The organism is Galbitalea soli (genome assembly GCF_010686725.1).
GTDB classification, from domain to species: Bacteria; Actinomycetota; Actinomycetes; order Actinomycetales; family Microbacteriaceae; genus Galbitalea; species Galbitalea soli.
Map to the genome: position 1 here is coordinate 321,890 of NZ_JAAGWZ010000002.1, position 11,851 is coordinate 333,740.

21 protein-coding genes are annotated in these 11,851 nt (G+C 66.2%); all 21 read left to right on the forward strand.

Features of this window, described 5'->3' with window-relative positions; genetic code table 11:
- The first annotated feature begins 2 nt into the window (after positions 1 to 2).
- The 21 genes from rplP to rplQ all read left to right on the forward strand — a co-directional run bounded on the left by rplP (position 3) and on the right by rplQ (position 11,811).
- A complete protein-coding gene (rplP, locus tag G3T37_RS07625; protein WP_163472905.1) occupies positions 3 to 422 on the forward strand; it encodes a 50S ribosomal protein L16 in 420 nt (139 codons plus the stop codon).
- Positions 422 to 739 carry a 50S ribosomal protein L29 gene (rpmC, locus tag G3T37_RS15125; protein WP_163472906.1) on the forward strand — a complete coding sequence of 106 codons (318 nt, stop codon included), beginning with the start codon at positions 422 to 424 and terminating at the stop codon, positions 737 to 739. The genes rplP and rpmC overlap by 1 nt, the downstream gene beginning before the upstream one ends.
- Positions 739 to 1,053: a 30S ribosomal protein S17 gene (gene rpsQ, locus G3T37_RS07635; protein ID WP_163472907.1), complete on the forward strand. Its 315-nt coding sequence runs from the start codon at positions 739 to 741 to the stop codon at positions 1,051 to 1,053. The genes rpmC and rpsQ overlap by 1 nt, the downstream gene beginning before the upstream one ends.
- Before the next feature lie 32 nt (positions 1,054 to 1,085).
- Positions 1,086 to 1,454 (forward strand): 50S ribosomal protein L14, encoded by a 369-nt coding sequence (rplN, locus tag G3T37_RS07640; protein ID WP_163472908.1) that lies wholly within the window; start codon positions 1,086 to 1,088, stop codon positions 1,452 to 1,454.
- 2 nt (positions 1,455 to 1,456) lie between these two features.
- Complete coding sequence (rplX, locus tag G3T37_RS07645; protein ID WP_163472909.1) at positions 1,457 to 1,807, forward strand: 50S ribosomal protein L24; 351 nt, start codon at positions 1,457 to 1,459, stop codon at positions 1,805 to 1,807.
- A complete protein-coding gene (gene rplE / locus G3T37_RS07650) occupies positions 1,807 to 2,406 on the forward strand; it encodes a 50S ribosomal protein L5 (protein ID WP_163472910.1) in 600 nt (199 codons plus the stop codon). The genes rplX and rplE overlap by 1 nt, the downstream gene beginning before the upstream one ends.
- Positions 2,407 to 2,482: 76 nt before the next feature.
- Positions 2,483 to 2,881, forward strand: a complete 399-nt coding sequence (gene rpsH / locus G3T37_RS07655; protein WP_163472911.1) for a 30S ribosomal protein S8 — start codon at positions 2,483 to 2,485, stop codon at positions 2,879 to 2,881.
- 7 nt (positions 2,882 to 2,888) lie between these two features.
- Complete coding sequence (rplF, locus tag G3T37_RS07660) at positions 2,889 to 3,425, forward strand: 50S ribosomal protein L6 (protein ID WP_163472912.1); 537 nt, start codon at positions 2,889 to 2,891, stop codon at positions 3,423 to 3,425.
- 2 nt (positions 3,426 to 3,427) lie between these two features.
- Entirely contained in the window at positions 3,428 to 3,799 is a 372-nt protein-coding gene (gene rplR / locus G3T37_RS07665; protein ID WP_163472913.1) for a 50S ribosomal protein L18, read from the forward strand.
- Positions 3,796 to 4,524, forward strand: coding sequence for a 30S ribosomal protein S5 (gene rpsE / locus G3T37_RS07670; RefSeq protein ID WP_163472914.1), 729 nt, complete (start codon positions 3,796 to 3,798; stop codon positions 4,522 to 4,524). Before rplR ends, rpsE begins: the two co-directional genes overlap by 4 nt.
- Complete coding sequence (gene rpmD, locus G3T37_RS07675; protein WP_163472915.1) at positions 4,524 to 4,709, forward strand: 50S ribosomal protein L30; 186 nt, start codon at positions 4,524 to 4,526, stop codon at positions 4,707 to 4,709. Before rpsE ends, rpmD begins: the two co-directional genes overlap by 1 nt.
- Entirely contained in the window at positions 4,709 to 5,461 is a 753-nt protein-coding gene (rplO, locus tag G3T37_RS07680) for a 50S ribosomal protein L15 (RefSeq protein WP_163472916.1), read from the forward strand. The genes rpmD and rplO overlap by 1 nt, the downstream gene beginning before the upstream one ends.
- A 139-nt stretch (positions 5,462 to 5,600) precedes the next feature.
- Entirely contained in the window at positions 5,601 to 6,923 is a 1,323-nt protein-coding gene (gene secY / locus G3T37_RS07685; protein ID WP_163472917.1) for a preprotein translocase subunit SecY, read from the forward strand.
- On the forward strand, positions 6,920 to 7,525 hold the full coding sequence (locus G3T37_RS07690) for an adenylate kinase (protein ID WP_163472918.1): 606 nt from the start codon (positions 6,920 to 6,922) through the stop codon (positions 7,523 to 7,525). Before secY ends, G3T37_RS07690 begins: the two co-directional genes overlap by 4 nt.
- Positions 7,525 to 8,349 carry a type I methionyl aminopeptidase gene (map, locus tag G3T37_RS07695; protein WP_163472919.1) on the forward strand — a complete coding sequence of 275 codons (825 nt, stop codon included), beginning with the start codon at positions 7,525 to 7,527 and terminating at the stop codon, positions 8,347 to 8,349. The genes G3T37_RS07690 and map overlap by 1 nt, the downstream gene beginning before the upstream one ends.
- A 260-nt stretch (positions 8,350 to 8,609) precedes the next feature.
- Positions 8,610 to 8,831, forward strand: a complete 222-nt coding sequence (gene infA / locus G3T37_RS07700) for a translation initiation factor IF-1 (RefSeq protein WP_022883252.1) — start codon at positions 8,610 to 8,612, stop codon at positions 8,829 to 8,831.
- 90 nt (positions 8,832 to 8,921) lie between these two features.
- Complete coding sequence (rpmJ, locus tag G3T37_RS07705) at positions 8,922 to 9,038, forward strand: 50S ribosomal protein L36 (protein WP_163472920.1); 117 nt, start codon at positions 8,922 to 8,924, stop codon at positions 9,036 to 9,038.
- Positions 9,039 to 9,172: 134 nt separating this feature from the next.
- A complete protein-coding gene (rpsM, locus tag G3T37_RS07710) occupies positions 9,173 to 9,553 on the forward strand; it encodes a 30S ribosomal protein S13 (RefSeq protein ID WP_163472921.1) in 381 nt (126 codons plus the stop codon).
- A 66-nt stretch (positions 9,554 to 9,619) separates the two neighbouring features.
- Complete coding sequence (gene rpsK / locus G3T37_RS07715; RefSeq protein ID WP_163472922.1) at positions 9,620 to 10,018, forward strand: 30S ribosomal protein S11; 399 nt, start codon at positions 9,620 to 9,622, stop codon at positions 10,016 to 10,018.
- Between the two features lie 152 nt (positions 10,019 to 10,170).
- Positions 10,171 to 11,160, forward strand: coding sequence for a DNA-directed RNA polymerase subunit alpha (locus G3T37_RS07720; protein WP_163472923.1), 990 nt, complete (start codon positions 10,171 to 10,173; stop codon positions 11,158 to 11,160).
- A gap of 54 nt (positions 11,161 to 11,214) precedes the next feature.
- Positions 11,215 to 11,811 (forward strand): 50S ribosomal protein L17, encoded by a 597-nt coding sequence (gene rplQ, locus G3T37_RS07725; protein WP_163472924.1) that lies wholly within the window; start codon positions 11,215 to 11,217, stop codon positions 11,809 to 11,811.
- Positions 11,812 to 11,851: the final 40 nt, after the last annotated feature.

Here is an 11,851-nt window from a genome sequence, read left to right on the forward strand (position 1 = left end):
CCATGTTGATTCCCCGTAAGGTCAAGCACCGCAAGCAGCACCACCCGGGTCGTTCCGGGCAGGCGACCGGTGGCACCAAGGTCTCGTTCGGCGAGTTCGGCATCCAGGCGATGACCCCCGCCTACGTGACCAACCGCCAGATCGAGGCCGCGCGTATCGCGATGACCCGTCACATCAAGCGTGGTGGAAAGGTGTGGATCAACATCTACCCCGACCGCCCGCTCACGAAGAAGCCGGCCGAAACCCGCATGGGTTCCGGTAAGGGCTCGCCCGAGTGGTGGGTCGCGAACGTCAAGCCGGGTCGCGTGCTCTTCGAGCTCAGCGGTGTCGATGAGACCATCGCCCGCGAGGCGCTGACCCGTGCAATCCACAAGCTGCCCCTCAAGGCACGCATCATCAAGCGCGAGGAGGGCGACGCATAATGGCGATCGGATCCAAGGAGCTCACCCCAATCGAGCTCGACACCTTTGAAGACGAGCGGCTCGTGAACGAGCTCAAGAAGGCGAAGGAAGAGCTGTTCAACCTGCGCTTCCAGTCGGCCACCGGCCAGCTCGAGAGCCACGGGCGCATTCGCGCGGTCAAGCGCGACATCGCCCGTATCTACACGGTCATCCGTGAGCGCGAGCTGGGCATCCGTGCCACGCCCGTCGCCGCACCGGCACCCGTGAAGGCGAAGAAGACCACCAAGAAGTCTGCGGCCGAGGCCGAGACGACCGAGACGGCTGAGGAGGCCAAGTAATGGCTGAAGCAAAGACCGCAGCCGGACACGAATCGTCTGCGCACGATGTGAAGGACGAGTCCGCGCGCGGCTACCGCAAGGTGCGCCGCGGCTACGTCACGAGCGACAAGATGGAGAAGACCATCACCGTCGAGGTGGAGGACCGCGTCAAGCACCCGCTGTACGGCAAGGTCATCCGCCGCACCTCCAAGGTCAAGGCGCACGACGAGACCAACTCGGCCGGCATCGGTGACCTCGTCGTCATCAGCGAGACCCGCCCCCTGAGCGCCTCCAAGCGCTGGCGCCTCGTCGAGATCCTCGAGAAGGCCAAGTAAGCCTCGCGCTTGCTTGAAAGCAGGAGAAAACAATGATTCAGCAGGAATCCCGACTCAAGGTCGCCGACAACACCGGCGCCAAGGAGATTCTGACCATTCGCGTCCTCGGTGGCTCCGGCCGTCGCTACGCGGGTCTCGGTGACGTCATCGTCGCCACGGTGAAGGACGCAATTCCTGGCGGCAACGTCAAGAAGGGTGACGTCGTGAAGGCGGTCATCGTCCGCACCAAGAAGGAGACCCGTCGCGCGGATGGCTCGTACATCAAGTTCGACGAGAACGCCGCAGTGATCCTCAAGGCTGACGGGGACCCCCGCGGTACCCGCATCTTCGGACCGGTCGGTCGCGAGCTCCGCGACAAGAAGTTCATGAAGATCATCTCGCTGGCACCGGAGGTCATTTAGTCATGGCAAACATCAAGAAGGGTGACCTCGTGCAGGTCATCAGCGGCCCGAGCCAGGCTCGCGGTGGCGACCGTGGCAAGCAGGGTCGCGTCATCGAGGTCGACGCGGCGAAGAACCGTGTCGTCGTCGAGGGCGTGAACTTCGTCACGAAGCACCTGCGCGTCGGCCAGACCGACCGCGGCACCAAGACCGGTGGCATCGAGACGCACGAGGCGCCCATCCACGTCTCCAACGTCGCCCTGGTCGACCCCAAGACCAAGAAGCCGACCCGCGTCGGCTTCCGCGTGGAGAAGAACGCTGACGGCCGGACCGTCCGCGTGCGCTACGCCAAGAAGTCAGGTGAGGACCTGTAATGACTGACACAGCAACTGCTGCGCCGGCTGTCAAGATTCAGCCGCGCCTCAAGCAGAAGTACAAGAACGAGATCGCCGCCGAGCTCACCAAGCAGTTCGGCTTCACGAACGTGCACCAGGTGCCCGGCCTCGTGAAGATCGTCGTGAACACCGGCGTCGGCGAGGCCGCGCGCGATGGCAAGATCATCGACGGCGCGATCAAGGACCTCACCGCCATCACGGGTCAGAAGCCGCAGGTCACGAACGCCCGCAAGTCGATCGCCCAGTTCAAGCTGCGTGAGGGCCAGCCCATCGGCGCCCACGTCACGCTCCGGGGCGACCGCGCGTGGGAGTTCCTCGACCGGCTGCTGTCGCTCGCGCTTCCGCGCATCCGTGACTTCCGCGGTCTGTCCGACAAGCAGTTCGACGGCCACGGCAACTACACCTTCGGTCTCAACGAGCAGTCGATGTTCCACGAGATCGACCAGGACAAGATCGACCGCGTCCGCGGCTTCGACATCACCGTGGTCACCACGGCGAAGAACGACGACGAGGGTCGTGCGCTGCTCAAGGCGCTCGGCTTCCCGTTCCGCACGGCAGAGAACACTCCCGCTTCATAACCTGCTCCACCGATCGGCCAGGTCGCCACTCGTGTAACGGGTGTGCGAAACCGGACGAGATAAGGAAACAAACCACATGACAATGACAGATCCGGTCGCAGACCTGCTGACCAGACTGCGGAACGCGAACTCGGCGTACCACGACTCCGTCTCGCTGCCCAACAGCAAGCTCAAGACGCACATCGCCGAGATCCTCAAGTCCGAGGGCTTCATCGCCGACTGGAAGGTCGCCGACGCCCGCGTCGGGCAGACGCTCACCATCGACCTCAAGTACGGCCCGAACCGCGAGCGCTCCATCGTGGGCATCAAGCGCGTCTCGAAGCCGGGCCTGCGCGTCTACGCCAAGTCGAGCGAGATCCCCACCGTGTTCGGTGGACTCGGCGTCGCCATCCTGTCGACCTCCTCCGGCCTCCTCACGGACCGCCAGGCAAGCAAGAAGGGCGTGGGTGGGGAAGTCCTCGCCTACGTGTGGTAACCAAGTCATGTCACGTATCGGTCGTCTCCCCATCGAGATCCCCGCTGGTGTCGACATCACCATCAACGGCTCCGATGTCACCGTCAAGGGCCCGAAGGGCGAACTCGCGCTGACTGTCGCGAGCCCCATCGAGGTCGCCATCGAGGATGGCCAGCTCCTGGTCACCCGCCCCGACGACGAGCGCGCATCGCGCTCGCTCCACGGCCTCACCCGCACGCTCATCGCCAACCAGATCATCGGTGTGACGGCGGGCTACAGCAAGGGCCTCGAGGTCGTCGGCACCGGTTACCGCGTCGCGGCAGACGGGCAGAACGTCACGTTCGCGCTCGGCTACTCGCACCCGATCACCGTCACGCCGCCCGCCGGCATCAGCTTCACGGTCGAGGGCAACAACCGCCTCACCGTGAGCGGTATCGACAAGCAGGCGGTCGGCGAGGTCGCCGCCAACATTCGTAAGTTGCGCAAGCCCGAGCCCTACAAGGGCAAGGGCGTCCGCTACGCAGGCGAGGTAGTCCGCCGCAAGGCCGGAAAGAGTGGTAAGTAATCATGGGTCTCGGAACTAGAGGCAAGAGCAAGTCGGCCGCCAAGGCTCGCCGGCACACCCGTCTCCGCAAGAAGGTCAACGGCACCCCGGCGCGTCCGCGTCTCGTGGTCACCCGTTCGGCTCGGCACGTGTTCGTGCAGGTCGTCGACGACACCAAGGGTCACACCCTGGCGTCGGCATCGACCCTCGAGTCCGAGCTGAGGACCTTCGACGGCGACAAGACCGCCAAGGCCCGCAAGGTCGGTGAACTCGTCGCCGAGCGCGCGAAGGCCGCCGGCATCGAGGCCGTCGTGTTCGACCGCGGTGGCAGCAAGTACGCCGGCCGTGTCGCAGCGATCGCCGAAGGCGCGCGCGAGGGCGGTCTGGACCTGTGAGCGAAGAAACTACTAAGGAGCAGAACGTGGCTGAAGCACCCGAGGCCGTTACCGCTGAGGCGGTGGCCACCGCGGCCGTCGTCGACGCACCGCCGACGGACACCACGAACGAGCCTCGCGAGGCCCGCCGTGGCGGTCGTGAGCGCAACCCCAACCGTGATCGCGGCGCCCGCGACACCGAGAAGAGCCAGTTCCTCGAGCGCGTTGTCACCATCAACCGCGTGTCGAAGGTGGTGAAGGGTGGTCGTCGCTTCAGCTTCACCGCTCTCGTCATCGTCGGCGACGGCAACGGACTCGTCGGCGTCGGCTACGGCAAGGCCCGCGAGGTCCCGACCGCGATCTCCAAGGGCGTCGAGGAGGCGAAGAAGAACTTCTTCCGCGTTCCCCGTGTCGGCGCGACCATCCCGCACCCCGTGCAAGGTGAGGCCGCGGCCGGCGTCGTGCTGCTGCGTCCCGCTGCCGCCGGTACCGGTGTTATCGCCGGTGGTCCGGTGCGCGCCGTGCTCGAGTGCGCGGGCATCCACGATGTGCTGAGCAAGTCGCTCGGCTCGTCGAACACGATCAACATCGTCCACGCCACCGTCGCTGCCCTCAAGCAGCTCGAGGAGCCCCGCGCCGTCGCCGCACGCCGTGGCCTCGAGTTCGAGGATGTCGCGCCCGCACGCCTCGTGCGCGCCGACGCCGAGGCCGCCGGTGCGCTCGCTACCGCAAAGGCAGGTGCCTGATGGCTTCGCGCATCAAGGTGACCCAGATCAAGTCCAAAATTAGTGAGAAGCAGAACATGCGCGACACCCTGCGGAGCCTCGGGCTCCACCGCATCGGTGACGTCGTCGTTCGTGAGGACAACCGCCAGAACCGTGGCTACGTTCGCACCGTTGCTCACCTCGTCAAGGTCGAGGAGATTGACTAATGGCTGAAGAGAAGAAGCCGGCCGCCTCCAAGGCGGCCGCTCCCAAGGCTGCGGCCGAGAAGGCTCCTGCCAAGAAGGCGGCGGCTCCGAAGGCCGCTGCGGCGGACAAGGCTCCGGCGAAGACCGCCGCGGCGAAGGCCCCCAAGGCCGCCGCCGAGAAGGCTCCTGCTGCCGAGAAGAAGGCGCCCGCGGCGAAGGCTGCGGCTGCCGAGAAGGCTCCCGCCGCCGAGAAGGCTCCGGCCGCCGCCAAGGCGCCCGCGGCCAAGGCCGCGCCCGCTGCCAAGAAGGCCGCGCCGTCTGCCGACGTCGCTCGTCCGCAGGTCCTCAAGGTCCACCACCTTCGCCCGGCCGCCGGTGCGAAGAAGGCCAAGACCCGCGTCGGCCGCGGTGAGGGCTCCAAGGGTAAGACCGCGGGTCGCGGTACCAAGGGAACGAAGGCGCGCTACCAGGTGCGCACCGGTCTCGAGGGCGGCAACCTGAACGCGGTCATGCGGGCCCCGAAGCTTCGCGGCTTCAAGAACCCCTTCCGCGTCGAGTACCAGGTCGTCAACCTCGAGAAGCTCGCCGAGCTCTACCCGAAGGGCGGGGATGTCACCATCGCCGACCTCGTGGCCAAGGGTGCTGTGCGCAGCAACGAGAAGGTCAAGGTTCTTGGTAACGGCGACATTGCGGTTAAGCTGAACGTTGCTGTCGACAAGGTCTCCGGCTCCGCCGAGCAGAAGATCGTCGCGGCGGGCGGCTCCGTCAAGTAATTCCGCCAGCGCAAGCTGCGGATGCCCGGAGCGCGACCGCCGGGCGGGTCGTGAAAGCGACCACCGACTTGTGGTGGGGTGGGACTCTCTTCAGAGGGTCCCACCCCGTCCCAGTTCACGAGAATTAGCAGGAGGCCCCGTGTTCAGAGCAGTCGCGCGGATATTTCGCACGCCCGATCTTCGCCGCAAGATCGGTTTCACGCTCGGCATCGTCGCGCTGTTCCGTCTCGGATCCTTCATTCCCTCGCCGTTCGTCGACTTCGCGAACGTCAAGGCCTGCCTCTCGGCCAACTCGAACACCTCGGGCCTCTACGAGCTCGTCAATCTCTTCAGCGGGGGCGCGCTGCTCCAGCTGAGCGTGTTCGCGCTCGGCATCATGCCGTACATCACCTCGTCGATCATCGTGCAGCTGCTGCGCGTGGTCATCCCTCACTTCGACAGCCTCTACAAAGAGGGTCAGACCGGCCAGGCCAAGCTGACGCAGTACACGCGCTACCTCACGATCGCGCTGGGTGTCCTGCAGTCGACGACCCTCATCACGGTGGCGCGCTCGGGCGCCCTGTTCGGCACGAGCAGCACGACGGCCTGCTCGAACCTCATCACCAACGACGCCTGGTACTCGATCATGCTCATGGTCATCACGATGACCGCCGGTACCGGCCTCATCATGTGGATGGGCGAGCTCATCACCGAGCGCGGCATCGGCAACGGCATGTCGCTCCTGATCTTCACCTCGATCGCGGCCCGTTTCCCGGGCTCGCTCGGTGCGATCCTCACCGGTCAGGGCTTCCCGATCTTCATCGCGGTCATCGGCGTCGGCATCGTCATCATGGCGCTCGTCGTCCTGGTCGAGCAGTCGCAGCGTCGCATCCCGGTGCAGTACGCCAAGCGGATGGTCGGCCGGCGCACCTACGGCGGCAACAACACCTACATTCCGATCAAGGTAAACATGGCGGGCGTCGTGCCGGTCATCTTCGCCTCGTCGCTGCTGTACCTGCCCGCCCTGATCGCGCAGTTCAACCAGCCCGCCGCGGGCAAGGCACCGGCGCCCTGGGTGCAGTGGATCACCGACTACCTCACCAAGGGCGATCACCCGCTCTACATGGTGCTGTACTTCATCCTGATCGTCGGCTTCACCTACTTCTACGTCGCGATCACCTTCAACCCCGAGGAGGTGGCCGACAACATGAAGAAGTACGGCGGCTTCATCCCGGGCATCCGCGCCGGCCGTCCGACGGCCGAGTACCTCGATTACGTGCTGACGCGCGTGACGCTGCCGGGATCCATCTACCTCGGCCTCATCGCGCTCGTCCCCCTCATCGCGCTCGTCGCCGTCAACGCGAACCAGAACTTCCCGTTCGGTGGCGCCAGCATTCTCATCGTCGTGGGAGTGGGCCTCGAAACCGTGAAGCAGATCGACTCGCAGCTGCAGCAGCGGCACTACGAGGGACTCCTGCGATGACCCGGCTCCTTATCGTCGGTCCCCCCGGCGCCGGTAAGGGTACGCAATCCGCACGGCTCACCGAGACCTTCGGAATCCCCGACATCTCGACGGGCGACATCTTCCGCGCGAACATCCGCGAGCAGACGCCGCTCGGCGTTCAGGTGAAGGCGATCGTCGACGCGGGCGATTACGTGCCCGACACGCTGACGAACGCGCTGGTGTCCAGCCGGCTCGACGAGGAGGATGCGCGCGACGGCTTCCTGCTCGACGGCTACCCGCGCACGCTCGAACAGGTCGCCTACCTCGAGCAGCTGCTCGCCGGCAAGGGTCAGGCGCTCGACGCGGTGATCCAGCTCGTCGCCGACCAGGACGAGGTCGTCGCACGCTTGCGCAAGCGCGCAATCGAGCAGGGCCGTGCCGACGACACCGAGGAGGCGATCCGCCACCGTCAGGAGGTGTACGCCCGCGAGACCTCGCCGCTCATCGCGGTCTACCGCGATCGCGGCCTCCTGGTCGAGGTCGACGGTCTCGGCGACATCGACGAGGTCAGCGACCGCATCGCGGAGGGGCTCGCCGCCCGCGGCATCTTCGCCACCCAGGACGACGCGGCCGCAGGCTAGTGGCTCGCGGGCTCTACAAGTCGCCCGATGAGCTCCGCGCCCTCGTGCGCCCGGGGCTCGTGACCGCCCGGGCCCTGGAGGCCGTCCGGCGAGCAATCGCCGCGGGCGTGACGACGGGGGAGCTGGACGCGATCGCGGAGCGGGTCATCCGTGACGCGGGTGGCCGGTCCAATTTCATGCTCGAGCCCGGCTACTCGCACACGATCTGCGCCTCGGTGAACGACGAGGTCGTGCACGGGGTGCCCGGCGACCGCGTGATCGAGCCCGGCGACATCGTCTCGATCGACTGCGGCGCGGAGGTCGGCGGCTGGAACGGCGATGCGGCGATCACCGTCGTCGTGCCGGATGACCGGGCCCCCGCCCTCGTCGCCCGCCGCCGTGAGCTGGCCGAGGTCACCCGCCTGTCGCTCTGGGCCGGCATCGCGGCCTTCGCCCGGGGCGCGACGGTGAACGACATCGGCGCAGCGGTCGAGAACAGCGTCGAGGCGGCGGGGCCCTGGGGCATCATCGAGGATTACACGGGCCACGGCATCGGCCGCTCGATGCACGAGGAGCCGACGGTCTACAACTATCGCGTGCGCCGGGCGCCCACGAAGCTGCGCGCCGGGCTCGTGCTGGCGATCGAGCCCATGGTGACGGCGGGCGGGATCGACACCCGCACCCTGGATGACGGATGGACTGTCGTGACCGAGGACGGCAGTGACGCTGCGCACTGGGAGCACTCGATCGCGCGCCATGACGCAGGCATCTGGGTGCTCACCGCGGAGGACGGCGGTGCCGCGGAGCTCGCGGCCTTCGGCATCCGGCCGGTGCCGATCCCCTGAGGACGCTGCGCGCAGCACGGCGCACACCGCGCGCCGCAGAGCGCACCGCGCGCCGCACAGCGCACACCGCGCGCCGCAGAGCGCACCGCGCGCCGCAGAGCGCACGCCGCGCGCGGGGAGTATACGCCGCACTTGGCGAATCGGGCAGGAATGACCTAAGCTTGATCTTTGGTGTGTTCGACCCGTTCGTTCGGGTCGCGTTTTCACCACAATCCCATCCGCACGACCAGTATTCATTACTTTTTAGCGACGAAGAGGCTATGGCCAAAAAAGACGGTGTCATCGAGATCGAGGGCGCAGTTGTCGAGGCTCTGCCCAACGCGATGTTTCGCGTTGAGCTGACCAACGGACACAAAGTACTTGCCCACATCTCGGGGAAGATGCGCCAGCACTACATCAGGATCCTCCCGGAGGACCGCGTGATCGTAGAGCTGAGCCCGTACGACCTGACCCGCGGCCGGATCGTCTACCGCTACAAGTAAGTGCCCACCGGGCACGCGAATGCTGGAAAGTAACGGCCCCGCCCGATCCTCGGATCGGCTGGGGTACGAAGACAGCGAAGAGAGAAAACAATGAAGGTCAACCCCAGCGTCAAGCCGATCTGTGAGAAGTGCCGCGTGATTCGTCGTCACGGCAACGTCATGGTCATCTGCAAGAGCAACCCGCGTCACAAGCAGCGCCAGGGCTGATCGCCCGCTCGCTGCACCTCACAACTGAATACAGAACGACATCACGATCCCGCGTCACGCGGGGGACACCCGGGGTTGGAGGCCTCGGCACCGATGTCGTCCATCACCTCCACTCATTATGAGGAGAAGCCACCATGGCACGTCTAGCCGGCGTAGACATCCCGCGCGATAAGCGCGTCGAGGTCGCACTGACTTACATCTACGGAGTCGGTCGCACCCGGGCACTCAAGACCCTGGCCGACACCGAGATCGATGGAAACATCCGCGTGAAGGATCTGACCGACGACCAGCTCGTCGCCCTTCGCGACTACATCGAGGGCAACTACAAGGTAGAGGGTGACCTCCGCCGCGAGGTCGCCGCCGACATCCGCCGCAAGGTCGAGATCGGCAGCTACGAGGGTATCCGCCACCGTCGTGGTCTCCCCGTGCGCGGCCAGCGCACCAAGACCAACGCTCGCACCCGCAAGGGCCCGAAGCGCACCGTCGCCGGCAAGAAGAAGGCCGGCCGCAAGTAGCGCGAAGCGTGTGCTTCGCTCCCCGCCACGGCGGGGGCTCACAACTTTAGGTCTGAGGAGATCACCATGGCAGCACCCAAGGCGGCAGCTCGTAAGCCGCGTCGCAAGGAAAAGAAGAACATCGCAGTGGGCCAGGCCCACATCAAGTCCACCTTCAACAACACGATCGTCTCGATCACCGACCCCTCGGGTGCGGTCATCAGCTGGGCGTCGTCCGGTGGAGTCGGCTTCAAGGGTTCGCGCAAGTCGACCCCGTTCGCCGCGCAGCTCGCCGCCGAGTCGGCCGCGCGCCAGGCGCAGGAGCACGGGATGAAGAAGGTCGACGTCTTCGTCAAGGGACCGGGTTCCGGTCGCGAGACCGCGATCCGTTCGCTTCAGGCCGCGGGCCTCGAGGTCGGCGTCATCTCCGATGTGACGCCGCAGGCGCACAACGGCTGCCGCCCGCCGAAGCGCCGCCGCGTCTAAGTCTCATCCGAAGGCTGGGGTGCCCGCTCGCCGAGCGGGTGCCCCGGCACTCGGCGTTTTGCACGAACTTTCACAACTCAATAACGACGGGCCAGCCACCCGCTCGAACTCCAGGTGTCATATAGCGGACACTTCGCCGAAAGGAACAATCAGTGCTCATTGCACAGCGCCCCACTCTTGCCGAGGAAAACATCTCGGAATTCCGCTCACGGTTCGTCATCGAGCCGCTCGAGCCCGGCTTCGGCTACACGCTCGGCAACTCCCTGCGTCGCACCCTGCTCTCCTCGATCCCGGGTGCCGCGGTCACGAGCATCCGCATCGACGGCGTGCTGCACGAGTTCAGCACCGTCCCTGGTGTCAAGGAGGACGTCACCGAGGTCATCCTGAACATCAAGGGCCTCGTCGTTTCGAGCGAGCACGACGAGCCCATCACCGCCTACCTGCGCAAGCAGGGTGCCGGTCAGGTCACCGCGGCCGACATCTCGGCTCCCGCCGGTGTCGAGATCCACAACCCGGAGCTCGTCATCGCGACGCTCAACGACAAGGCGAAGTTCGAGCTGGAGCTCACGATCGAGCGCGGCCGCGGCTACGTCTCGGCGACGCAGAACCGCAGCGAGTTCTCCGAGGCCGGTCAGATCCCGATCGACTCGATCTACTCGCCCGTGCTCAAGGTCACCTACCGCGTCGAGGCCACTCGTGCCGGTGAGCGCACCGACTTCGACCGCCTCGTCGTCGACGTCGAGACCAAGTCGGCGATCACCCCGCGCGACGCCATCGCGTCGGCGGGTCGCACCCTCACCGAGCTGTTCGGCCTGGCGCGCGAGCTCAACACGGCTGCCGAGGGCATCGAGATCGGCCCCGCGCCGGTCGACGCCGTGCTCTCCAGCGAGCTGAGCATGCCGATCGAGGACCTCGACCTGTCCGTGCGCAGCTACAACTGCCTCAAGCGCGAGGGCATCAACACGGTCAGCGAGCTCGTCGCGCTGTCGGAGATGCAGCTGATGAACATCCGCAACTTCGGACAGAAGTCGGTTGACGAGGTCAAGGACAAGCTCGTCGAGATGGGCCTGTCGCTCAAGGACTCGGTTCCCGGGTTCGACGGCGCCCACTTCTACGGCGGCGACGACGACGAGAACAACTAGGTTCTCCGCCACGCTCCCGACCTGACACTTTAGACAAACGAAAGAACCCCAATCATGGCTGCACCCACTAAGGGACCCCGCCTCGGCGGCGGCCCGGCGCACGAGCGCCTCCTGCTTGCGAACCTCGCGGCTGCCCTCTTCACCCACAAGAGCATCAAGACCACGGAGACGAAGGCCAAGCGCCTCCGTCCCGTCGCCGAGCGCCTGATCACCTTCGCCAAGCGCGGTGACCTGCACGCCCGTCGTCGTGTTCTCGCGGTGATCCAGGATAAGAACGTCGTGCACGAGCTCTTCACCGAGATCGCGCCGCTCGTCGAACTGCGTGAGGGCGGCTACACCCGCATCACGAAGCTCGGCTTCCGCAAGGGCGACAACGCCTCCATGGTCCAGATCGAGCTCGTTCTCGAGCCCGTCAACCCGAAGCCGAAGAGCGCGAAGAAGACGGCCGCGGCCGCCTCGACCGCTCCCGCGGCGAAGGCCGAGGAGCCCGAGGCTCCGGCCGAGGAGACCAGCACCGAGGAGACCAGCACCGACGAGGTCGCCACCGACGAGGCCACGACCGACGCGACCGCGACGGACGAGACCGCGACGGACGCGGCGAGCACCGACGCGGCTGCCGCGGAGGACGCTCCCGCCGAGGACGCCAAGTAGGCCTTCTCCATCCACAGTTTCACCAGTAGGGTCCCGCTCC

Excerpts from the sequence above, each read along its gene's own strand:
- infA (WP_022883252.1), top strand. The coding sequence starts at position 8,610 with ATGGCCAAAAAAGACGGTGTCATCGAGATCGAGGGCGCAGTTGTCGAG.
- rplQ (WP_163472924.1), top strand. The coding sequence starts at position 11,215 with ATGGCTGCACCCACTAAGGGACCCCGCCTCGGCGGCGGCCCGGCGCAC.
- rplR (WP_163472913.1), top strand. The coding sequence starts at position 3,428 with ATGGGTCTCGGAACTAGAGGCAAGAGCAAGTCGGCCGCCAAGGCTCGC.
- rpmC (WP_163472906.1), top strand. The coding sequence starts at position 422 with ATGGCGATCGGATCCAAGGAGCTCACCCCAATCGAGCTCGACACCTTT.
- rplX (WP_163472909.1), top strand. The coding sequence starts at position 1,457 with ATGGCAAACATCAAGAAGGGTGACCTCGTGCAGGTCATCAGCGGCCCG.
- rplF (WP_163472912.1), top strand. The coding sequence starts at position 2,889 with ATGTCACGTATCGGTCGTCTCCCCATCGAGATCCCCGCTGGTGTCGAC.
- rpmD (WP_163472915.1), top strand. The coding sequence starts at position 4,524 with ATGGCTTCGCGCATCAAGGTGACCCAGATCAAGTCCAAAATTAGTGAG.
- rplE (WP_163472910.1), top strand. The coding sequence starts at position 1,807 with ATGACTGACACAGCAACTGCTGCGCCGGCTGTCAAGATTCAGCCGCGC.
- rpmJ (WP_163472920.1), top strand. The coding sequence starts at position 8,922 with ATGAAGGTCAACCCCAGCGTCAAGCCGATCTGTGAGAAGTGCCGCGTG.
- rplO (WP_163472916.1), top strand. The coding sequence starts at position 4,709 with ATGGCTGAAGAGAAGAAGCCGGCCGCCTCCAAGGCGGCCGCTCCCAAG.
- rplP (WP_163472905.1), top strand. The coding sequence starts at position 3 with ATGTTGATTCCCCGTAAGGTCAAGCACCGCAAGCAGCACCACCCGGGT.
- rpsQ (WP_163472907.1), top strand. The coding sequence starts at position 739 with ATGGCTGAAGCAAAGACCGCAGCCGGACACGAATCGTCTGCGCACGAT.
- G3T37_RS07690 (WP_163472918.1), top strand. The coding sequence starts at position 6,920 with ATGACCCGGCTCCTTATCGTCGGTCCCCCCGGCGCCGGTAAGGGTACG.
- rpsH (WP_163472911.1), top strand. The coding sequence starts at position 2,483 with ATGACAATGACAGATCCGGTCGCAGACCTGCTGACCAGACTGCGGAAC.
- rpsM (WP_163472921.1), top strand. The coding sequence starts at position 9,173 with ATGGCACGTCTAGCCGGCGTAGACATCCCGCGCGATAAGCGCGTCGAG.
- rplN (WP_163472908.1), top strand. The coding sequence starts at position 1,086 with ATGATTCAGCAGGAATCCCGACTCAAGGTCGCCGACAACACCGGCGCC.
- rpsK (WP_163472922.1), top strand. The coding sequence starts at position 9,620 with ATGGCAGCACCCAAGGCGGCAGCTCGTAAGCCGCGTCGCAAGGAAAAG.